The following is a 22,922-nucleotide window of genomic DNA, read 5'->3' on the forward strand; positions in this document are numbered from 1 at the left end:
GAATTCTCACACTTAAGTCGCACAACGGATTCATTGACTTGGGGTACTACCCACAGTAGCCTCAGGCTATTGCATTGGAACAGGTGCAACCACCAATTTGAGCTGGCAGCGAACCGGCGCAGTTCAAATCGAACAAACCGCTTCACCGAACTACAGGACCAAGAGCTATGGACTCGCGCGGCACAGACAAGACCACCGACAAGGTCGAAGATCTCGCATTAACGGAAACACCTGAAGATGTTGCTGTACTTTATTCTTGGGCAAATCTTCACGGAGCCAAGTATCGCGACTTCTCGGCATCGCGGCGAGAGTATCGTGCGCAGCTCAGACATCGAGCCGCCGAGCAGGTGCGGGAGCAGGCCCTACTGGCTCAGGCCGAAGCCGAAGACGCCGCAGCAACCGCAGATGCCGCAGCACGCAACGCCTCGAAGGTCGCACTCGATCCCTACTCAGAAGACTCCGACTCCCACCGGCGGCGTGCGTTGCGCGAGGCCGAAGAAGCCGCTCGTACCGCCGCAGCAGAACGCCTGGAAGCCGCTCGCCGGGCCGAAGTTGCTGCTGTCGCCGAAGCTGCCGCTCGCCGAGAAGAACGCGAGATTGCAGAGGCCCACGCCTCCGCCCAGCGGCAGGCTGCTCGCTACGCCGACTCGGAGATTCGCCGCAGAGCCGGCGACGATGGCCCTGAGCTTCCCGGGCGAATCTCAGATCCCTATGCTCAAACCCCACCTCCGGCGTACCCGGAGCCAAACCATCACCCAGCTACCGAAGCCCCACTCCGCCAACCGGAAATTTCTCCACAGGAATCGCCCTTGAGCAGCGATCCAATCCAGCCGGAGCCGCGTGTCTATGTTAAGCAGAATATGACCCCACGCCGCCCCCAGGGTTACCGCCCGGATGAAGCCTCCGGTGTCCGCCAGATTTATCGCGGCCCAGACGACTCTCAAGCCGAGTACACTACTCCTGATCCAATCAGACATTTGATTCCTACGCAAAACCGAGCCGTGCCTGCACCTCTTTCATCCCAGGATATGAAGCCGACCACCGAACAGTCCGCTCCACCGCCGCCATCGCCGTCAAACGAAGGCGCGGCCCCGCTTTCGGGTCAACGTCGCACCGATCCTCAGCCGCGCGCCGACGAATCCGCATCTCAAAGCGAACCAGCCATCGCGTCACCCGCAGCCATCCCGGATCAGAGGTCTCCGTCCGTCAAGGATTACTCAAGAACACCGGCCGATGCTCCGCTTGATTCCACGCGAGACTCTTCGTCAAATCTCTCTCCCGCCACACCCACTCGCCCCAGGCTATCGGGAGCCTTTCGGTCTGCGCCGCCGATCTCCCCCACACCCCCAAGGCCCGTCTCGCCGTTCTCTCAGGCCCTCGTCCCCTCTGACTCCACCCGCGGCCGCCGAGCCCAGGATGACTTCGACTATCAGCAGCCGCACAATCCATCCGAACCGCAGCGTCGCAACTCCGCAGACCCATCCCCTGAGCCTGCGCCGCTAGCCTCCGCGCGGCCTGCCTTTCAGTCAGATCCCGCCGGCCCGGCATGGCTCTATGCCTCGCCCGCGCAGCCCGTCGCGCCCAAGCCACTTGCCGCGCAGCAACCTCCTTCTCAATCCTCCGTAGCCGACACCCTCCAGCACTCCAGGGAACGCGTCGCTGCGCGCTGGTACGCTCTCAAGGGAGTCTTCGAGCAGCCCGGTCAGGATCAGCCTGAAGCAGCACCTGTACGCCAAAAGGAGACCCGAACACCAGTCCTTGCCGTCTTCTCCCTCGCCGGAGGAGTTGGCAAGACCAGCCTCGTCGCCACCGTTGGGCGCGCGCTCTCCTCCATGGGAGAGAAAGTCCTGCTCACCGACACCACCTCGCACGGTCTGCTGCCGTTCTACTTCGGCGCCAGCGAGCTTCGCCACGGAACCGTCCGCACCTTCTCCCCACCCAGCGGCAGCACCGACGCTCCCATCTATCTCGTCAGCTACGACGTAGACCAAAAGCAGACCAACGAAGAGGCACAGGAGCTTCTCGCCGAAGAGATCATCAGCAACGGCCGCGGCGCCCACCGTATCCTCCTCGACCTCACCGTAGGCTCCAGCTGGATCGTCCGCCGCATGTCCCGCATGAGCCCGACCATTCTCGTTCCCGTCGCGCCCGACATGAACTCCGTCATCAGTCTCCAGACCGTCGAAAAGTTCTTCAGCGGCGTCAACGACGGCGACGGCCGCCCCCTACAGCCCTACTACGTGCTCAATCAGTTCGACACCTCGCTGCCGCTGCACCTCGACGTCCGTGAGGTGATGCGTCGGCAGTTAGGAGATCGCCTCCTCCCCTTCGTCATCCGCCGTGCCCAGTCTGTCAGCGAAGCTCTAGCCGAGGGCATGACCGTAGTCGACTACGCCCCCGATGCACCCGTCGCCGAAGACTATCTGAACCTCGCCACCTGGCTCCGCACAGTTGCCGCACCGGCAACCGCGGGCTTCCGCAACGTTCGTTGGAGCGAACGATGAGGGAGGGTCCTCTCTTTGATCAAATTCAATCAGGTGACGCTCTCTTCTACAAAGCCATACGCCTTCTCATCCTTCTCAGCGGAGTATTTCTTCTAGCATTCACCGGCATTCTCGAACTCACCTGGCCCCAGCAGATCGTCCTCGGTATCCTCACCGTAGCCCTGGTCATCTGGATGGATCGCAGCTCCGGCTCCTACCTCGTCACCCTGACGCTCATGCTGGCCTCGATGTTCTCCACCTTCCGCTACGGCTTCTGGAGAGTCTCCACCACCCTCAAATTTTTCCGCGACCCCGGCTCGACCTGGAGCATCCTCGACGGCTTCTTCATCTGCCTACTCCTCTTCGCTGAAATCTATGCCTTCGTCGTCCTCTTTCTCGGCTTCTTCCAGACGCTCTGGCCGCTACGCCGCACGCCCGTCTCTTTGCCCGACGAGATAACCGAGTGGCCTGCCGTCGATCTCCTCATCCCCACCTATAATGAGCCGCTCAACGTCGTAAAGTACACCGCCCTCGCCGCACTTAACATCGACTGGCCCTCCGACAGACTCAACGTCTATCTCCTCGACGACGGCAAGCGCGAAGAGTTCCGCCAGTTCGCCGCAGACGCTGGCATCGGCTACATGACGCGCGACGACAACCAGCATGCGAAGGCCGGCAACATCAACCACGCCCTCGTCCAGCTCAACTCTCCATACGTCGTCATCTTCGACTGCGACCACGTCCCCACGCGAAGCTTCCTGCAAATCACCATGGGCTGGTTCCTGCGCGACCAGAAGCTGGGAATGCTCCAGACCCCGCATCACTTCTATTCGCCCGATCCCTTCGAGCGCAATCTAGACCAGTTCCGCACCATCCCCAACGAAGGGGAGCTCTTCAACGGAATCGTTCAGGACGGCAACGACTTCTGGAACGCAACCTTCTTCTGCGGCTCCTGCGCGGTCATTCGTCGCTCCGCCCTCGATCAGATAGGCGGCATCGCCGTCGAAACCGTTACCGAGGACGCCCACACCTCACTCCGCATGCAGAGGAACGGGTGGAACACGGCCTACATCAACATCCCGCAGGCAGCAGGCCTTGCCACCGAACGTCTCAGCGGCCACATCCGCCAGCGCATCCGCTGGGCTCGCGGTATGGTCCAGATCCTCCGCACAGAAAACCCACTCTTCGCCGGCGGCCTCAGCTTGGCCCAGCGGCTCTGCTACTTCAACGCGATGACGCACTTCCTCTACGCTCTCCCGAGACTCATCTTCCTCACCGCACCGCTTGTCTATCTCATCTTTGGACACGTTAATCTCCCCGGCTACTGGCTGCTCATCTTCGCCTACGCCCTCCCGCACCTCGTCCTTGCGAACATCGCCAACTCCCGCATCCAGGGCCAGCATCGCCACTCCTTCTGGAATCAAATCTACGAGACCGTCCTCGCACCATACATCTTTCTTCCCACACTCTTCGCCTTACTCAACCCTAGGTTCGGCAACTTCGACGTGACCGCTAAAGGAGGCGTCGTCACGCGCCGATTCTTCGACTCGCGTATCGCCCAGCCCTTTCTCTTCCTCTCAGCGCTGAACGCTATCGGCATCCTCTGCGCCATCCCCAGGTTCATTCAGTTTCCCGGCACCGGAACACCCTCGCCCCTCCACTTCATCGCGGACATGTACGACGGAGGCCACCCCGGAACCATTCTGATGAATCTTCTCTGGGCCTGCTTCAACATGGTCATCCTCGGCGTCGCCACCTCCGTCGCCTGGGAGAGCCGCCAGCGCCGCCAGTCCGTCCGCCTCCCCATGTCCGTCCCCGCCGACGTACAACTCGGCAATGGAACCATCGTCCGCGGAGTCACCAGCGATATGTCCAGCGGCGGCCTCATGGTCCGCATTGAGCGCGCCTTCACCGCCCGCATCGGCGATGCCGTCAAACTCACCTTGCCGGTTCTGGACGGCAGAGCCACCCTGCCCGCCACCGTCGTTGGAATCGAAGGCAACACCTTCCGCGCCCAGTTCGACCCGCTCACCCTCCTCGAAGAAGAGGCACTCACCCTTGTCCTCTACTCTCGCGCCGACACATGGCTAGGCTGGGGAGAATCGCGCGAAGCCGACCGGCCACTCACCAGCCTGCGCCGCATCGTTCAACTCGCCGGCCATGGCTTCGCCCGCACCTTTCGCAGCGGGGCAAAAGCAAAAGAAGCATCATCCAACGGAGAGTTAGCTCCCAGCATCGTGCCACTCGTCATCCTGGCTCTTCTGCTAAGCTCTTCCGCTCTCTCCGCTCAGGTTCAACCGCTTCACTCCACACATTTTTTGCTACAAAATAATTCCAGCACCCCACCGCCGGCTCAAACCGCGCCTTCAGCCCAAACTCAGCCACCAGCCCCCGCTGCGCCAGCTCCCAGCGCCCCTGCAGCCCAGATCCCGTCTTCGACCGAAACCCAGCAACCACCTCAAAACTCGCCTGCGGTCAAACCATTCCTTTCCTACAAGGCATACGCCGCACGACTGGCCGCTGCACAATCTGCCGCCGCGCCGCCCGATACCTTCGACAAAGTCGTCAGCCTTACCGACTTGGGTGTCCCGCGAACCATCGTCATGCAGGGCCTGGACGCCTTCAACACGATCCACTTCGCACTGCCGCAGACGCAGGTCGTCAAGACCGCGACAATGCATCTTCGCTACCACGTCTCGCCCGGCCTCATTCCATCTCTCAGCCATATCAAGGTGAGCCTCAACGGAACTCTCTTCGCGGCCCTTCCCGTCATCGACCCACACTCCGCCAGCTCGACTCAAGCCACCCAAACAGTTACAAATTCGGTTCCAACCCAAAGCGCTGACCTGCTCGAATCAACCGTCACGCTTCCAGCCGACACCCTGACGCGAGACAACCAGCTCACCTTCGAGTTCGTAGGCCACTACGCCTCCCAATGCGAAGACCCAACCCACTCCACCCTCTGGGCGCACATCGACAGCACCTCCACCATCGAGTTCACCGGAACCCTCACCCAGCTTCACGATGACCTCAAGCTCCTCCCCGCGCCCTTCTACGATCCTCTCGTCAATCCTCGTCCCGTCATCCCCATCGTCTTCCTCGGCCAGCCGTCTCCGAAGGCCCTTCAAGCCGCAGGCATCATCGCCTCGTGGTTCGGACTCCTCGCCGACTCCCACCCCATCCGCTTCCCGGTCACAGTCGGAACTATCCCCACCGGCAACGCAATCGTCATCGGCCAGAACGGCCCATCGTTTCCTGCAGCCCTTCAGATCAACTCCATCGCCGGCCCCACCGTCGTCATGCGGTCCAACCCCTCAGACCCCTACTCAAAGCTCCTGATCCTCACCGGCGAAACCGATGCCGACCTTCTCAGCGCGGCCCTTGCGCTAACCCTCCAGCGTGACTTCCTGAGCGGTGACCGTGTTCGCATCCCCGCCATCAAAATGCCTGCGCCACGCGAAGCCGACGACGCACCCCGCTGGCTCAGCACCCAAAAGAACACGCCGATAGGCGACCTCCTCCAAACCAACAGCCTCCAGACCGACGGCACCAACCCGGTCGCCATCAACATGCGCCTCCCGCCCAATCTCTTCTACGGCACGCGTCAGAATCTCGGATTCCATCTTGCCTATCGCTACAACGGCGTCCCCCTCTCAGACGACAGTTCTCTCCAGGTCTATCTCAACGACGCCTACATCAACTCCACCCCGCTATCGCACAACGACAAAGCCTCCCCCGCGCGCATCGTCCCAATCCCCGTCTCGGATATGCGACCCTTCTCGAACTCCATCCTGCTGCGCTTCTTCTTCCAACTCGCCAAAAAACCTGACTGTCCCGACCCAGCCTCCCCGAACCTCCAGGGCTCCATCCTCAAAGACTCCTACCTCGACCTCAAGGACATTCCCCACCTGGCCGTCCTGCCGAATCTTGAGATCTTCGCCAACGCCGGCTACCCCTTCACCCGCAAAGCCGACCTATCCGACACCGCTGTCGTCCTGCCCGACAACCCCAGCCCCGAAGAGATTGAGCTCTATCTCACCCTCATGGCTCACTTCGGCGCCCAGACCGGCTACCCCGTCCTAAACGTTACCGTCACCAACGCCGAAGGCATGCGCCCCGACGCCCGCAAGGACTACCTTGTCCTCGGCACCGTCGACGACCAGCCCGCCATCAGCCGCCTCAATCCCTCACTCCCAGTCAGCGTCGACGGCAGCGGCTTACACATTCAGGACACCCAGGACTTCTTCGCCCAACTCCAACACGCCTGGTGGAAGGTACGCAGCTCCGACCACATCCAGTCCGGGCAGCTTGAAACCGCCGGCAGCATCCCCGACGCGCTCCTTGAAGGCGTCGAGTGGCCCAGCGGATCGAAGCAGTCCGTAGTCGTCATCGCCCTGCGCGACAAAACCGTCATCCCCAACTTTCTCTCAGCCTTCCTTCAAACCTCTCAGTCCTCCGACATCTCCCAATCCGTAAGCGTGCTGCGCGACTCGCACTTCATCTCCTACCGCATCGGCAACGACGTCTACCGCGTAGGCTCCCTCTCGCTTTGGCTCCAGCTCAACATGCTCTTCGCCGACTACCAGTGGCTCATGGTCATATCCACCCTGGTCGTCTGCTTCCTCCTCGCCGTCATCCTGCGCTCTGCCCTGCGCCGCCGAGCCCGCGCCCGCCTCCAGGGAAACAGCTACACCCACCCAGCCTGACGGAACAACCGCCGCACTTAGTTGTTTGTTTCGCATCTGCCTGTTTGTCGCCACTGTGGTTCTGACTACGCTGTCATTCTGAGCGGAGCGAAGAATCCCCGCATTTCGCCTTTGCTCTTGCCCTTTGGCGTCATTCCCACCCAAGTGGAGTTGAACGAAGAGACAAATCTGCTGATCCTTCCTCTCTGGCCGAGTCGGAAAACCAACGCCAAGCCGGGAAGATTACCCATTTGACGTACCCTCCGCCGCCTGAATTTGCTTGAACTGCGCCCGCGGCCCACGTATAACTCTCAAACGTACGCAACCCTGTCACCCAGCCGGACGTTTGTCATCGACGGCGGGGCCGCCAGTGTATCGAAGACCCAATGACCCAACGAACGAACCCGCGAGCAGAGCATTTGCGCAACCTCCATCTATCTATCTCAACAATTAGTCTCATCCTCCTCAGCGCGATCCCAGCGCTGGCCTCTCGGCCCGACAGCGTTCCCGACTGGGTCCGTACCGCCGCGCAGCAGAAGCTTCCCCAATACTCCCCTCAAACCAACGCCGTAGTCCTTCTCGAAGACACCACCTACACCGTTGCGCCCGACGGCAGCGCCACCGAACACTTCCGCAGCGTCGTTAAAATCCTTCGCCCCCAAGGCCGCGACGAAGGCAGAATCGCCGTTCCCTTCGACAAGGACACCAAAATTCTCTCCCTGCACGTCTGGAGTATCGGCCCCGACGGTCACGAGTACGCCGTCAAAGACAACGAGCAGCTAGAGTTTGGCTACCCCGGCCAGGGCAGCCTCTTCATGGATCTCAAGATCAAGGCCGTAGAGGCTCCCGGCCGCGACCCCGGCGGCGTCGTCGCCTACGAGTACGAGCAGCACACCCACCCCTACCTCACCGAGAAGACCTGGTTCTTCCAAAGCGGCCTTCCCCGCCTCAACCAAACCTTCACCCTCGAGCTCCCGCCCGGATTCACCCACGGCACCGTCTGGGCGCACAGCAGGGAACTCCCCGCTATCGACCTCGAGCACCAGCGCTGGCGCTGGGAGATGAAGGACGTCCCTGCCATCGACCTCGATCAGGTTGAGCTCCGCCCGTCCGAGTTCTCCCTCGAGGGGCGCATGACCGTCCACTACGCTAGCCCCACCCTCCCCGCGCCCACCGACGGCACCTGGCAGAGCATCGGCCAGTGGTACCAGTCCCTCTCGAAGGACCGCCTCGCCGCCACACCCGAGATCGCCGCCAAAGCCAGCGAACTAGCCGGCGGCAAGACCGACTTCTACGATAAGACCGAAGCCATCGCCGAGTTCGTTCAAAAACAGGTCCGCTACTTCGTCATCGAGATGGGCATCGGCGGCTACCAGCCTCACTACGCCGCCGACATCTTCCACAACCGCTACGGCGACTGCAAAGACAAAGCCACCCTGCTCGTCTCCATGCTCTCCACCGTAGGGGTCCACGGCGCTCTTGTCATGGTCGACCATCGCCGTGGAGTCGTAGACCCCGACGCACCCTCGATCGTCGGCGACCACATGATCGCAGCCATCGAAATCCCCAAAGGCTACAACTCCCCCAAGCTCCGCAGCGTCGTCACCGCTAAGTCCGGTCGCCGCTATCTCATCTTCGACCCCACCTGGGACAAGACCGCCTTCGGTCAGCTCGCGCACAACCTCCAGGGCGGCTACGGCGTCCTCGTAGAAGGCTCCGACAGCCAGATCATTCAATTTCCGCTACTCTCTCCCGATCTCAACACCATCCATCGCACCGCCACCTTTCAACTGCAACCCGACGGCTCCCTCAAAGGCAGCGTCATCGAGAAGCGCTTTGGCGACCTCTCCGAACACCGCCGCGATCTCTACATCAGCGGCGACGCCAAAGAGCAGACCAAGTTTCTCGATCGCCTTCTAGGCCAGGACTTCACCACCTTCTCCGTCTCTGACTTCAAGGTGCAGAACGCCGAGGCTCTCAACAAGGACCTCACCACCTCCTACTCCCTCACCGCCGACCACTTCGGCAAGCCCATGGGCCCTCTGCTCATGGTTCGTCCCCGCGTCCTCGGCAGCGAAGATCTCTACGCCGACCGCAAAGAGCGCCACAACATCCCGATCAATCTAAGCGAAACCATGCAGGTGCAGGACGACTACACCATCGAGCTACCCTCCGGCTACGCAGTCGACGAGATTCCCGACCCCGTCAAGCTCGACCTCGACTTCGCCTCCTACGAGAGCTCGAGTGTCGTCAAGGACAATACCCTTCACTACACCCGCACCTACACCGTTCGCGAGGTCACTCTCCCCGCCGACAGATATCCCGATGTTCAAAAGCTCTCCGGTGTCATAGCGGCCGACGAGCAAAGTAAAGCCGTCCTCAAAAAGCAGTAAAAATCTTTAAACAAAAAATCAATCACGAAGCAGCCCCCGCATCACGAAGTAATCGAACGAAACAAGCGAACAAGGACGACAACATGAACCACACCTCACGCCGCACCCTCTGCCTCACTCTGCTCTCTGCCTTGACTCTCCTCGCCGCACCCTTCGCCCGCGCGCAGTGGACCGTCCCCACCGCGGAAGAACTCTCCATGACCTCACAGCCCGAGGTCCCCGGAGCCGCCGCCGTCTACCTCTTCCGCGAAGAGACCACCGAAGACAAGCTCCACATGTTCAGCACCTACGTCCGGCTCAAAGTCCTCACCGAGCGCGGTAAGGAGTACGCCAACGTCGAGCTCGGATACTCGCACTCCAGCGAAAACGGCTCCACGGACATAGACGACATTCAGGGCAGAACCATTCACCCCGATGGCACCATCATCCCCTTCACCGGCAAACCCTACGAGAAGCTCGTCGAAAAGACACAGGGCATTCGCTTCATGGCCAAGGTCTTTACCCTGCCGGACGTCGAAGTGGGCAGCATCATCGAATACCGTTACAAGCTGCGGCTCGACGATAACTGGTTCAGGGCGCCGCAGTGGTACATCCAGTCCGCTCTCTACACCCGCAAAGCCCACTATTCCTGGCGGCCCACCGACAAACAACTCCTCTCGAGCGAAGACGGCGGCCAACTCACCAACACAATCTCCTGGACCAAAATCCTTCCTGCGGGCGCCGATCTAAAACAAACCCAGCTTCCCAGCAGCGCCTATGCCGCGGGCCAGTACATCTTCGATCTCAACGTTCACGATGTTCCTCCCGCTCCCGAGGAGGATTACATGCCGCCCATCTCCAGCTTTACCTATCGCGTCCTCTTCTACTACTCTCCCTATCGCAACGGCGACGAGTACTGGAAGAACGAAGGCAAGCACTGGGCAAAGAGTCGTGACAAGTTCATCGGACCCGGCCCCGTCGTCACCGCAGCCGTGCACGACCTCGTCCTTCCAACCGACACGCCGGATCAAAAGCTGCACAAGATCTACGCCGCCGTCATGAAGCTCGAAAACGCCAGCTACACCCGCGAGCACTCCAGCGCTGAAGAAAAGTCTCAGGGCCTCAAAGAAGTTCACACCACCGACGACATCTGGACCCGGAAGCGCGGCAACAACGATCAGATCGCGGCACTCTTCGTAGCCATGGCGCGCGCCGCCGGCATGAAAGCCTATCTCGCCGTGGTCACCAGCCGTGATCGCAGCCTCTTCTTTCCCGCGTATCTCAGCATGTCGCAACTCGATGACGACATAGCCATCGTCAACGTCGACGGCAAGGACCAGTTCTTCGATCCAGGCTCGCGCTACTGTCCCTACCAGCATCTTGCGTGGAAGCACACCCAGGTGGGCGGTCTCCGGCAGATGGATGGGGGCGCAGGAACGGTAGAAACTCCGGGTGAGACTTATCTCTACTCGAAGACCACACGAATCGCCGACCTGACCATGGACGAGCACGGCGAAGTCTCCGGCATCATGAAGCTGACCTACACCGGATCTCCCGCTCTTCATTGGAGGCAGCGTGCCCTCACCGGCGACGACGAAAGCCTCAAACGCGAACTTCGCACGAACGTCGAACGTCTCATGCCTGCTGGAGCCGACATCGAGGTCACCACCATCGAGAAGCTCGAAGACTACGAACAACCCCTCGTCGTCAACCTCTCCTTCAAAGGAAACCTCGGCTCCGCCACCGGCAAACGCCTCCTCATCCCCGCTGACATCTTCGAGGTCAACGCAAAGCCTGCATTCCCCCACGAGAAACGAGACATCCCCGTATATTTCCCATACTCCCGCACCAATCAAGACGCTGTCCGCATCAAGTTCCCGCCGTCCTTTAAAGTAGAATCTCTCCCCGCCAGCAACAAGGAGAACTTTCAGAAATTTGCTCTATACAGCTTGAATTCAGAGTCCACCCCGAATAGCTTTACCGTCCGCAGAGACTACTTTCTGGCAGAGATCTTCTTCAAAACCGAAGAGTACGCCGACCTCCGTAGCTTTTACTCCAAGATCGAGAACAAAGATCAGGAGACGGTCGTCCTCACCACCACACCGGCTCCCGCCAAACCAACCCCGGCAGGGAACTGAAGCCGTTGCCGCCTGCTCCCCTCACGGCAGGCGGCACACCTTCACCGAATCATTCTCGTAAGCACACCCAAACCCCGTCGGAGCGTCTCGCTCCAGAATCACCCACGTCGCGCCAACCGCCTTCAGCGCAGCAACCCGGCCACGTTCCGAGTCCCCGCGAAACCCTCCACCAAGCCCAGTCTGCAGCGCCATCCCCTGCGACCACTCCTCCGTAAGCTCCGGCCTGTTCGAGGCCGTCCCACCATCTTTGGAGTCCGGCAGCGAACTCCGCTCCGCAATCGCGCGAAAGCCCTGAGCATCCTCCCCCTCCCTCACCGTGTAGTGAGCATCCAACGCAAACACCGCATCCTTCGGCGTGTTCTCTCTGATCCAGACAAACGCCTGCTCCCATCGATTTCCCAAACCCCCGCCAACCAATCCCATTGCGCTCGGAAGTTCAACGTGCCTTGAAGCCGGGAAGATCTCACAGCCGACCCGCAACATAACCACCGCCAGCACAGAGAACGCAGCAACCCATCCCCACACCCGTCGCCGCAACACCCGCCCCCCAAGCGTCGCTCCCACCACCAGAATCATCACCACATACACCAGTTGGAAGACCCGCAGAGGTTGCAGTCTTGCCACCTGATGCACCGCTGCGCCCTCTCGCGCAAACAGTAACGCAACCGCAATCGCCGTCCCACCGGACACCATCGCAGCACGCGCCAAACCCACCCGCACCACCTCCACATCGCGGCCACACTTCAAGGCAACGATCGCAAGAATAATCAGCGGAGCCGCCAGCCCAATCCACTCATACCAATGCCATTGGCTAAGAAACCAGTACTCCCGCGTCAGCATAACCCTCTGGTAAGCCGCGCTCTCCGCCGGCGCCGACAACTGCACTCCCGCCGCCACCATCACCGCCGTCAAACATAACCCCACCGTCCCCCACACCCGCACCAGCCGGCTAGCCGACATCTCAGCACCCAGCACCAGCACCGATCCCAGCGCATAAGCCCCCATCAGCGGATGCATCATCGCCGCGCCCATCAGCGCCCCACAACAAAGCGCCAGCCCGCGCCGCCGCTCTCCTTCCATCTCAAACTGTGGCGAGAAAAACTGCAGCGCGCCAACCAGTGCCAGCAACGCACAGGGTGTCGAAAGACTTCGCGCCGTCACATACGGATCCATCAGCATCAGCGACGTCCCCGCAATCGGAATCGTCAGCCACATCGCCAGCAGCGCTACCGCTCCGCTCCTCGCCTCACGCGACCCATAGCAGCGAGCCGCCAGCAGCCACACCGCAAACAACGTCATCCAGACACTCGCCAGATGTACCACCAGCAACACCATCTCCAGGCTCAGGCGCGACTCACGCACCAGCCCAGCCATCAGCGGCGCAAACACCGAGTACCGCAGATGCCCCACCACAAACTCCGCACCATACGGATAAAGCTCCGGATCCAGCAGCCGTTTAATCTCAGGCAGGTAGATGCCCCCATCCTCGGCATAGGGGTGATAGCCGTGGATCAGCAACGCAGAAAACGTCAGCACAGTCACCAACCAAGCGGCAAAACTTCGTTCCCGCCGGTACCGCTCCAGTTCGAGCTCTACCGAAGAGAGCTGTGATGCGATCGATGTAGCCAAATAAATCTGCTCCTGCCGTGGTCTTATTGCTACCGCATGACATCGGCTTACGCTCTGCGAAATCGCTAACCGAAAACAATGCGACTGCTCCCGAAGCTAAACTCCCGATCTTCTCGAAGAAGATGAAGACAAACTCTTTTCACCCTTAGACGTCAAAACATCGATTCAGCTTACGTCTCTCCCAGATCAAAACGAAAAAATCGCCACTCACTATTTCTTATAAAACTCTCATCTCTTCCTCCCGCAACGCGGCCCTCCAATTGCTCTCTAAGGAGCAAGTTCATCAATCCGAACGAAGAGGAACAACACAAGGGCAATAACACGAAGGGAAGAACATCAGGAGAAGCCACATCGTGCACATTCACAGCAACCCCGTCAGCCAGCTCGCACTGGGTTCTATCCAATCTACTCTGCAGGCCCAGGAAGCCAGAAAAGCCGCCGCCACCGTGCGCCGAAGACTCAGCAGCGTTGCAGCCAGCGAGGATGGCGACCTCATCTCCCGCGTCGAGGCCCACGCCGAACCTGATCCCCAGCGCAGAAAGAATCCGCAACAGGACGAAGAGGCCTTCCGCAGTGTCTTCTTCTCCCTCTCCGTCTAATCACACCGGGCCGCATATAGCCTCGCAACCCAAAATGTAAGAAGATCGGTCACACACAGACGATACAATCGGAGCTGCATGCTTGATTGTCCTTTGTCCCCTCCGGTTCCCCGCGAAACCACCCATCGCACGGCGTTCTTCTGGCTGCTCGCATGAGCGCCGTCGCCAACAGCCGCAACCTGCTGAAGACCATCCCCGGCCTTCTCATCAGCGCCTTTTTTCTCTGGTACACCTTTCACAACATCCCGCTCAACGAGTTTCGCTCCCTCCGCCTCGCGCACCCCGTGTGGATCCTTGGCGTCCTCGCCTTCACTGCCGCCAGCTACACCCTGCGTTGCGTTCGCTGGAGCCAGATGATGCCGCGCAACGGCCGCTCCCTCCGCGCCCACTTCGCCGTCTGCGCCCGCGTCCTCATGACCTCGCTCGCCGCCAACAACATCCTCCCCCTGCGCATCGGCGACATCATGCGTATCTTCACCTATTCCGACGACCTCGGCACCGCGCCCTCCGTCATCCTCAGCACCGTCATCCTCGAAAAGCTCCTCGACATCTTCGTCCTCGTCCTTCTCTTTGTCTCGACCGTAGGCAGCATCGCCACGCCGCGCCTCCGCCTCATCGCCAACATCTCCCTCGCCGTCTCAGCCATCGGCCTGCTCATCCTCCTCGTAGCGGCGCGCAGCCTGCAGGCTCCCGTGCAGCGGCTCTTCACCCGTCTTCCCGACTCCCCACTGCTGAAGAAAATCGAACACTGGATCACCCTCGCCCTTGACGCAACCGGCCGCCTTGGCGTCGTCGGTTCTCTTCTTCTGCTCTTTCAATCGGTTGTCATCTGGACCTGCGAAGGCATGATCTTCCTCTCGGCCATCCGTCTCCTCGGCCTTTCGGTAGACCGCATCGCTGCCTGGCTAGCCGTCTCCTTCGCCAACCTCTCCTATCTCATTCCCAGCTCCCCCGGAGCCATCGGCCCCTTCGAACTCGCCGTCAAAACTTCCCTCGTCAATCACGGCGCGTCGATGTCGCAATCCGCGGTCTTCGGCCTCGCGATTCACGTCTGGATGCTCCTCTCGGTCACCGGAGCAGGTGGCATCATCTTCCTCCTTCATCGCATCCGCATCCACAATCACAAGCCCCTCCTCGAAGAAATTGAAGATCTGCCGGCCACGCTGCCATAAAGAATGATCCTGCCGGAGGAGCCTCCTGCGCGGAGAGCGGTCACTTCGTGTATATACCCCTTCGGTTGGCGCTCCCCGTTGGTCGCTAGGGAGATCATTCCGATCAACGGGAGGACCACGCGAAGCTCTAAAAAGGCGTGCGAACGCCCGCCCCACGCGCAGTGGGCCCGTCCGGCAGGACAAGCCTCTAGTAAACTGAACCCATCTTCCAAGTGGTGACGCCCAAAGCATGTATCGCACAATCCAGCAGTCTCTATTGGCCCGCATCCAAGCCATCCTCCTCGCAAAGTACGACGTCACCCTTACGAACCCGGGCGCCCCGCAACTTGTTATAGAGCAGCCCCCCAGCATTACCCTCGGCGAACTAGCCCTCCCCGTCGCCTTCGAGCTGGCTAAGCGCCTCCGCAAAGCCCCCCGTGCCATCGCAACGGAACTAGCAGCCGAACTCACCGCAGCCCTCCCCACACTAGAAGGCGTCGCCAGCGTAGAAGTAGCGGGCGCAGGCTACCTCAATATCCGCCTCGACCGCGCCGCCGCCGTCCGCCGCATCGCCGCCGACCAGCACGCCGACATCGGCGGCCCCCGCTTCGCCCTCGTCGAGCACACCAGCATCAACCCCAACAAGGCCGCCCACATCGGCCACCTCCGCAACGCCATCCTCGGCGACACCTTCCAGCGCCTCCTCCGCCCCGACACCTTCAAAACCGGCTACGAAGTAGGCGTGCAAAACTACATCGACAACACCGGCGTCCAGGTCGCAGACGTAGTCGTAGGCCTCGTCTACCTCGAAGGCAAGACCCTCACCAGCACCCGCGAACTCCTCACCGAGCTCCTCGAGACCAACCAGCGCATTGACTTCTACTGCTGGGATCTCTACGCCCGCGTCTCCCAGTGGTACACCGCAGATTCTGAACACATCGCAGCCCGAAAACAGATCCGCCTCGACACTCTTCACGCCCTCGAGATCGGCCACAACGACACCGCAGACATCGCCGACCTCATCTCCACCGCCGTCCTGCGCCGCCACCTCGACACCATGCAGCGCCTCAACATCGAGTACGACTTCCTCCCCCGCGAAAGCGAGATTTTAAGCCTGCACTTCTGGGACGCAGCCCGCGAACTCATGCTCGAAAAAGGTGTCCTCTACCTCGAGACCGCAGGCAAGAACAAAGGCTGCTACGTCATGCGTCGCGCCGGCACGTTAGAGGAACGCGCAGGCACATCAGAAGAAATAGCAACCGCAGACTCCAGCCTGCCCGACGAAGACGCCAAGGTCATAGTCCGCTCCAACGGCACCGTCACCTACGTCGGCAAGGACATCGCCTACCACCTCTGGAAGTTCGGCCTCCTCCCCGGCAAGGACTTCGGCTACGCAAAATTTCACGAGTACCCCTCGCACTGTTGCTGGATCTCCACGACCCACGGAGAAACCCCACACCCCACCTTCGGCAAAGCCGACGCCATCTACAACGTCATCGACTCCCGCCAGAACGACCCACAGAACAACGTCATCGCCGCCCTTCGCGGCATGGGCTACACCGAAGCCGCCGACCGCTACACCCACTTCAGCTACGAGATGGTCGCCCTCACCCCGCGCTGCGCCGTCGAACTTGGCTACACCATCAGCGAAGAAGATCAGAAGAAGCCCTTCATCGAAGTCAGCGGACGCAAGGGCTTCGGCGTCAAAGCCGACGACCTCCTCGATCGCCTCATCGCCGCCGCCAAATCCGAAGTAGACACCCGCCACCCCGAGATCGAATCCGCCCAGCGCCTCACCATCGCTACGCAAATCGCAGTAGGAGCCCTCCGCTACTTCATGCTCCGCTTCACCCGCAACACCATCATCGCCTTCGACTTCAAAGACGCCCTCAGCTTCGAAGGCGAGACCGGCCCCTATGTCCAGTACGCCATCGTCCGCGCCGCAAACATCTTTCGCAAGGCCAACACCACCGCAGCCGCATCCCTGGCCGCAATCGCAACACTTGACCTGTCGAATATCCTCGACACCGAAGAGGGAAGCAGCCTCTGGGAGACATGGCTCCTCGCCTCAAAACTAACGCTGTTGATCGAGCAATGCATAGCCACCGCCGAGCCGGCCTACCTCGCCAAGTACGCCTTCCAGCTAGCCCAGCAGTTCAACAACTTCTACCACCGCCACCACGTCCTCAACGAAGCCGACCCCACCCGAAAAGCCCTCCTGCTAGCCACCGCCGCAGTAGCCCAACGCGAGATGACCCGCGCCCTTGCCTATCTAGGCATCGAAGCCCCACCCGTTATGTAACTCTAAAAGACACATACTTAGGATTTATAAAGAGTCCGTCATTCTGAGCAGAGCGAAGAATCCCCGCATTTTGCCGCCGCCTGCTTCATCGCTAACGCCTGCTTCAACAACGTTGGCGCCCGTTCGCCTTTGCCTGTTTCATTCGCACAAACTCAAAAAATCGTCATCTCGACCTAAGCTGCTCACGGTTTTATCGTGACCAGCGCAGTGGAAAGACCCCCGCATTTGTCTTTTCAAACTCAAACTTCAAAAACGCCATGCCTGATGAAGGAGTGCAGTTCCTCGAGGGAACCATTTGCAGACAAATCAGGCACTGAATGCTTTCTGGGATTGGTGCAGGAACGGTCACGGGCTCACGATGCCCAAGCGTAAAGATAGGTTTTAAGATCATGTATATCCTCTCGGGTGCATTGGTAGCTCGAGCGCGGACCATACCATTCTCGGGTGGTACGGCAAGGCAGAACCGCTTACTAGTCTGAGTACCCCCGCACCCACTCCAGAATCGACCTCACCGCCACGCCACTAGGCCCATTCGCAATCCAAGGCTTATTCTCATCGTGCCAGGCACACCCAGCGATATCCAGATGCAACCAGGGCGTCTCCCCCACAAACTCCTTCAAGAACATCGCCGCCGAAATAGCCCCACCCCACCGATTCGCCCCCGTATTCCTCATATCCGCAATATGGCTCTTGATCTGATCCTTGTAATCATCGGTGCAGGGAAGCCGCCAGAACTTTTCCCCTGAGATCTTCGTCGCGTCCGTAAACTTCTGCCAAGTCGGCTCATCGTTCGAGAACAAACCCACATTCACAATCCCCAACGCCACCACGCAAGCCCCCGTCAGCGTCGCCGCATCGATCAAATGCGTGCAACCCAGCGTCTTCGCATAGTGCAAACCATCCGCCAGCACCAGCCGTCCCTCCGCGTCTGTGTTGATCACCTCAATCGTCTTGCCCGACATCGCCGTCACGACATCGCCCGGCCGATAAGCCTTCCCATCCGGCATATTCTCCGCCGAGCACACAATCCCAATCACCTTCACCCTCGGCTTCAACTGCGCAATCGCACGCATCGCGCCGATCATAGCCGCCGCCCCGGCCATGTCGTACTTCATCTTCTCCATGCCATCGCCCGGCTTGATCGAGATCCCGCCCGTGTCGAACGTAATCCCTTTCCCCACCAGCCCCAGCACTGGAGCATCCTTCGTCGGCGCCTCACCCTTCCCGAGCTTCGGCTCATACGTCATCACAATCAGCGCTGGCGGCTGCTCCGAACCCTGCGCTACTGCGGCAAACGCCCCCATCTTCAACTCCAGCAGCTTCACCGTCGAATGCACCTCGCACTTCAATCCCATCTCCGAGCACATCGCCGCCGCACGCTTACCAAGCTCCGTTGGCGTCAGCACATTGCCGGGCTCATTCACCAGTGACCGCGCAAAGTTCTGCGCCGACGCCACAATCACTCCAGCGTCAAAGCCTTCCTGGATCTCCGCCCGGGTTGACTTCTCTGCCTCCTTCGCAATCACCGAAAGCGACCGCACCGACCGGTCCTTCCGTTCACTCCGATACGTATCCCAATCCTTCTCCGCAACCTCCGCACCTTCCACCAGCACGCGCGACAGCAACGCACAGGGCAGCGTCTCCAGGTGTTCATCGTCCAGCGCATGGTCCTCAGGAAACGCAATCGCCATCTCCCGGACTCCCAGCGGCTTGGCCGCACGCACCGCAGTCCCCGCACCCTTGCGAACCTCATCCACCGACAGGCCCTTCGCCTTGCCCAGCCCCACCACCAGCAACCGCTCCGTCTTCAACCCATTCGGACCATGCAGCAACAACGTCTCGCCCACCGTAGCTTTGAACTCGCCCGACGCCAGAACCTTCGCCGCCGAATCCGCCACCGAATCCGACGTCGTCAACAAAGCCACCAGCGGCTCAGCATCTTTGCCCACAGCGATATCCACGGCAAATACAGCCAGCAGCGGCGTTTGAAACCCGGCAGCATCCTGAAAGAGTAACTTCGTGTCCATGCCCTATCGTAACCCGACAGCCTGTCGATCATCTTTGAAGTAAAACTACAACGAAAGTAGAACTACCCTCGTTGACTCCGGGCCACCGCGGCCTTGGCCTCGTTATCGGCCTCGCGCTTGCGTTCCGTGGCGCGTTTGTCCCACTCCTGCTTGCCCTTCGCCAGAGCAATCTCGCACTTCACCCGCCCATTGCGAAAATAAAGTCGTGTCGGGATCAGCGTAAATCCCTTCTGCTTCGTCATACCCTCGAGCTTCCGCACCTCGCTCTTATGCAGCAGCAGCTTCCTCGTACGCAGCGAATCATGATTCATCGCATTCCCATGAGAGAACGGTCCAATGTGCGCATTCAGCAGAAAACACTCGCCGTCCTTCAGCAGCCCATAAGCGTCCTTCAGATTCGCCTTGCCCTCACGGATCGACTTCACCTCGGTCCCACGCAGCGCCACCCCGGCCTCGAACTTGTCTGTCAAAAAATAGTTAAAACTAGCCGACCGGTTGAACGCGGCATCCCGCTTGCCCGCCGCCACCGGATCGCGGTCCTTCTCCTTCACCACCGGTTTGGGCTGGTGGGCGGCTATCGTGTTGGACATAGAACGTGCCATGCAATCTCTTACTTTAACACGCCTGCAACTTTCGATTCACACGCAGCCCTCACCCGAGCGGCTCCCGCGCGTCTAATCACAATCTCGTCCGTCAGTCCTACCTTGACGTCATGAGATCTGCCCAATCCTCCAGCCGCGAGCCGTGCCCCACAACGACCGCGGACCATCCCCAGCACCTACCCACTTTTTGACGAGGTCACTTTGGAGCGAATGCTATACTCACCCGAGCGCAGCAGCCTGGCAGGCACGGACCCCACAGGCAGCGCCCACGCCGGAAAGATCTTCCCGGCAGGCGTTATCTCCGGCAAACGCCATACTCTTCACGGTGTAAAGGACGAAAACGGAAGCAGCATGGGTCGCGTGTACAAAACAATCAGCCGTCTATCAATCTCTCCCCGTCGTGTGTATCAAGGCCGCGCGCTCCCTGCTTTGCTCCTCTGCGGCATCGCGAGCCTCTGCGCCACAACCGCACACGCCCAGTCAGCCGCCAAGTGGGACAAGCACGGCCAGGACGCAGAAGCGCGTCAGGACTTCGACGCAGCTTATGAGGACTATCACAACGCCGTCCTCAAAAAGCCGAAGGACCTCCGCTTCTTGGAGCACTTCCAGAAGATGCGCTATCAGGCCGCAGTCGCCCACGTCGATCGCGGCCGCGTCCTTCGCCAGAACGGCGACATCCAGGGTGCCATGGCCCAGTTCAATCGCGCCCTCCAGATCGACTCCGGCAACCAGGCCGCCGAGCAGGAGATCAATCAGATCCAGAGAGAGCAACAGGTAGAGCGTGATAATACTCCCCAGGCGAAGGAGCAGATGTCGCGGCAGAACGAGACCCTTAGCACGCTCGGCTCCATCGCCGGCCCGGTCGAACTCAAGCCCGTCTCTAACGATCCCATCACCCTCCACATGGTCGAGGACGTAAAGGTCATCTACGAAGCCATCGGCAAGGCGGCTGGCCTCAACGTCCTCTTCGACCCCGACTACAGCTCCAAGCGCATCCCTGTCGACCTCACCAACGTCACCCTCTCGGACGCCCTCCGCATCGTCGGCACCATCTCCGGCACCTTCTACAAGGCCATCACACCCAACACCATCTTCATTGCCACCAACTCGCGCACCAAGCGCACCGACCTCGACGAGCAAGCCGTCCAGACCTTTTATCTCACCAACGCCAGCCAGCAGAACGACGCCAACGAAGTCGTCATTGCCATTCGCAACCTGCTCGATCCAAGCGTAAAGATCTATCTCGTTCCCAGCCAGAACGCCATCGTCATGCGCGCCACGCCCGACCAGCTCCTCCTCGCGCAAAAGCTTTTGAACGACCTTGATCGTGCTCGCCCCGAAGTGGTCGTAGATGTCGCCGTCCTCGAAGTCAACAAGAACGTCGAACACAACCTCGGCATCACGCTGCCGCAATCCATCACCCTCACCCCACAGGCCAATCCCAACACCACTTCATCCAGTAGCAGTAGTAGTAGCGGCACCGGTACCGGCACAGGCACAGGAACCACCTCCAACTTTACCCTCAACACCCTCGCCCACCTCAACGCCAACAACTTCGCCGTAGGCATCACCGGTGGCACTCTTAACGCGCTGCTCACCGACGCCGACACCCGCGTCCTTCAGAACCCCAGCATCCGCGCCACCGATGGTCAGCGCGCAACCATGAAGATCGGTGAGAAGATCCCCGTAGCAACCGGATCTTACAACGCAGGCGTATCCACCGGCGTAGCCAGCATCGGCGTCCAGACCCAGTTCACCTACCTCGATATCGGCGTCAACATCGACATGACCCCCACCGTCCACTATGACCGCGAAGTCACCCTCAAAATGAAGATCGAGGTGCTCTCCCAGGTCACTACCGTCAACATCAGCGGGGTCAACGAGCCCGTCATCGGTCAGCGTACCTCTGAGCAGGTCATCACCCTCAAGGACGGCGAGCCCAGTCTTCTCGCCGGCATCATCACCAAGAACGACGCCCTGAACATCGCCGGCACCCCAGGCATCGGCGAGCTGCCCTTCTTCAAGTACTTCTTTACCTCCCGCGACAAGATCAACGACAAGCAAGAGATCGTCTTCATCATCATACCGCACATCGTCCGCGAGTCTGTTCTCACCCGCGCCAACGTCCGCCCCATCGACACTGGCACCGGTCAGTCGATCGAGCTACGCCGCGACGCGTCCACCAACGACAGCGACTCCGAGCCCATCTACCCCAACAAACCGCACACTCCTGCCTCACCGACCAGCGCAGCCAATGCTGCCAGCACCATGGTCCAGCAGCTAAGCCAGCAAGCCGCTCCAGTCGCTCCACCTGCCAACTACATTCCAGGAGCACAAACTCCCGCGACCCAGCCCGCTGCCACGCCTCAACCGGCAACCCAGACCCCCGCAGTCCAGGCACCAGCGACCCCAACCGTCGGCGGACCACCCGTCAGCTTCACCGTCGTCCCGCCAGACTCCAACCAGCCCGTCGGTAGCACCTTCCAGGTCGCCGTCATGCTCGGCAACGGACACGACGTCTTCTCCGTGCCTCTCCAGCTCCAGTTCAACCCGGCGCTCCTCCAGCTCGTTAACGTTGACGCCGGAGACTTCCTCGGCAAAGATGGCCAGGCCGTCTCCCTCGTCCACCGCGAAGACAACGGCCTCGTCGCCATCTCCTCCATCCGTCCGCCCAACACGGCCGGAGTCAGCGGAACCGGCAGCCTCTGCACCCTCACCTTCAAGGCAGTCGCTCCCGGAGATTCAACCCTGACTCTCGTCAAAGTCGGCGCTCTCAACAGCGCGCAGGCCAATCTTCCGGCCGTCGGTTCGCAGGCCACGGTGCATGTCAAGTAAGGCAGGGATCAGGGTGCAGGGATCAGGGCGTCGAGTACGCACTAAAGCAGGGTGTAGGGTGCAGGGATCAGGGCGTAGAGCACGCCACACACCCAGCCC

The 22,922-nt window shown here is 60.5% G+C and carries 11 protein-coding genes; 8 read left to right on the forward strand and 3 right to left on the reverse strand.

All coding sequences use genetic code 11. From position 1 onward, the window contains the following. Positions 1-167: 167 nt before the first annotated feature. From RBB75_RS17215 to RBB75_RS17230, 4 genes are all read left to right on the forward strand, one after another. Positions 168-2,504, forward strand: coding sequence for a cellulose synthase operon protein YhjQ/BcsQ (locus RBB75_RS17215; protein ID WP_179637894.1), 2,337 nt, complete (start codon positions 168-170; stop codon positions 2,502-2,504). Next, a complete protein-coding gene (gene bcsA, locus RBB75_RS17220) occupies positions 2,501-7,189 on the forward strand; it encodes a UDP-forming cellulose synthase catalytic subunit (protein WP_353068772.1) in 4,689 nt (1,562 codons plus the stop codon). The genes RBB75_RS17215 and bcsA overlap by 4 nt, the downstream gene beginning before the upstream one ends. A gap of 365 nt (positions 7,190-7,554) precedes the next feature. Continuing rightward, a complete protein-coding gene (locus RBB75_RS17225) occupies positions 7,555-9,561 on the forward strand; it encodes a DUF3857 domain-containing transglutaminase family protein (RefSeq protein WP_353068773.1) in 2,007 nt (668 codons plus the stop codon). An 83-nt stretch (positions 9,562-9,644) separates the two neighbouring features. After that, positions 9,645-11,678, forward strand: a complete 2,034-nt coding sequence (locus tag RBB75_RS17230; RefSeq protein WP_353068774.1) for a DUF3857 domain-containing protein — start codon at positions 9,645-9,647, stop codon at positions 11,676-11,678. Between the two features lie 21 nt (positions 11,679-11,699). Here the strand turns inward: RBB75_RS17230 and RBB75_RS17235 are convergent, their stop codons facing one another. Next, the gene (locus RBB75_RS17235) at positions 11,700-13,307 is read right to left on the reverse strand and encodes a DUF6798 domain-containing protein (RefSeq protein WP_353068775.1); all 1,608 of its coding nucleotides are present in this window, start codon (positions 13,305-13,307) and stop codon (positions 11,700-11,702) included. Between the two features lie 353 nt (positions 13,308-13,660). On the opposite strand from RBB75_RS17235, the gene RBB75_RS17240 reads away from it, so the two are divergent. From RBB75_RS17240 to RBB75_RS17250, 3 genes are all read left to right on the forward strand, one after another. Then, positions 13,661-13,906, forward strand: a complete 246-nt coding sequence (locus RBB75_RS17240; RefSeq protein ID WP_179637899.1) for a hypothetical protein — start codon at positions 13,661-13,663, stop codon at positions 13,904-13,906. A gap of 152 nt (positions 13,907-14,058) precedes the next feature. Beyond that, the gene (locus RBB75_RS17245; protein ID WP_353068776.1) at positions 14,059-15,078 is read left to right on the forward strand and encodes a lysylphosphatidylglycerol synthase transmembrane domain-containing protein; all 1,020 of its coding nucleotides are present in this window, start codon (positions 14,059-14,061) and stop codon (positions 15,076-15,078) included. A 229-nt stretch (positions 15,079-15,307) separates the two neighbouring features. Next, positions 15,308-17,359 (forward strand): arginine--tRNA ligase, encoded by a 2,052-nt coding sequence (locus RBB75_RS17250; protein WP_353068777.1) that lies wholly within the window; start codon positions 15,308-15,310, stop codon positions 17,357-17,359. 470 nt (positions 17,360-17,829) lie between these two features. Here RBB75_RS17250 and RBB75_RS17255 read toward each other — a convergent pair whose 3' ends face one another. Beyond that, the gene (locus RBB75_RS17255) at positions 17,830-19,386 is read right to left on the reverse strand and encodes a leucyl aminopeptidase (RefSeq protein ID WP_353068778.1); all 1,557 of its coding nucleotides are present in this window, start codon (positions 19,384-19,386) and stop codon (positions 17,830-17,832) included. A 62-nt stretch (positions 19,387-19,448) separates the two neighbouring features. Beyond that, positions 19,449-19,988, reverse strand: coding sequence for an SsrA-binding protein SmpB (gene smpB / locus RBB75_RS17260; RefSeq protein ID WP_179637903.1), 540 nt, complete (start codon positions 19,986-19,988; stop codon positions 19,449-19,451). A gap of 210 nt (positions 19,989-20,198) precedes the next feature. Between smpB and RBB75_RS17265 the strand changes: the two genes are divergently transcribed. After that, complete coding sequence (locus RBB75_RS17265) at positions 20,199-22,823, forward strand: cohesin domain-containing protein (protein WP_353068779.1); 2,625 nt, start codon at positions 20,199-20,201, stop codon at positions 22,821-22,823. Positions 22,824-22,922 lie beyond the last annotated feature (99 nt).

The organism is Tunturibacter empetritectus (assembly GCF_040358985.1).
GTDB classification, from domain to species: domain Bacteria; phylum Acidobacteriota; class Terriglobia; order Terriglobales; family Acidobacteriaceae; genus Edaphobacter; species Edaphobacter empetritectus.

What these genes read in the sequence shown, in the direction of transcription:
- RBB75_RS17215 (WP_179637894.1), top strand. Translation starts at nt 168, where the DNA reads ATGGACTCGCGCGGCACAGACAAGACCACCGACAAGGTCGAAGATCTC.
- bcsA (WP_353068772.1), top strand. Translation starts at nt 2,501, where the DNA reads ATGAGGGAGGGTCCTCTCTTTGATCAAATTCAATCAGGTGACGCTCTC.
- RBB75_RS17225 (WP_353068773.1), top strand. Translation starts at nt 7,555, where the DNA reads ATGACCCAACGAACGAACCCGCGAGCAGAGCATTTGCGCAACCTCCAT.
- RBB75_RS17230 (WP_353068774.1), top strand. Translation starts at nt 9,645, where the DNA reads ATGAACCACACCTCACGCCGCACCCTCTGCCTCACTCTGCTCTCTGCC.
- RBB75_RS17245 (WP_353068776.1), top strand. Translation starts at nt 14,059, where the DNA reads ATGAGCGCCGTCGCCAACAGCCGCAACCTGCTGAAGACCATCCCCGGC.
- RBB75_RS17250 (WP_353068777.1), top strand. Translation starts at nt 15,308, where the DNA reads ATGTATCGCACAATCCAGCAGTCTCTATTGGCCCGCATCCAAGCCATC.
- RBB75_RS17255 (WP_353068778.1), bottom strand. Translation starts at nt 19,386, where the DNA reads ATGGACACGAAGTTACTCTTTCAGGATGCTGCCGGGTTTCAAACGCCG.
- smpB (WP_179637903.1), bottom strand. Translation starts at nt 19,988, where the DNA reads ATGGCACGTTCTATGTCCAACACGATAGCCGCCCACCAGCCCAAACCG.
- RBB75_RS17265 (WP_353068779.1), top strand. Translation starts at nt 20,199, where the DNA reads ATGCTATACTCACCCGAGCGCAGCAGCCTGGCAGGCACGGACCCCACA.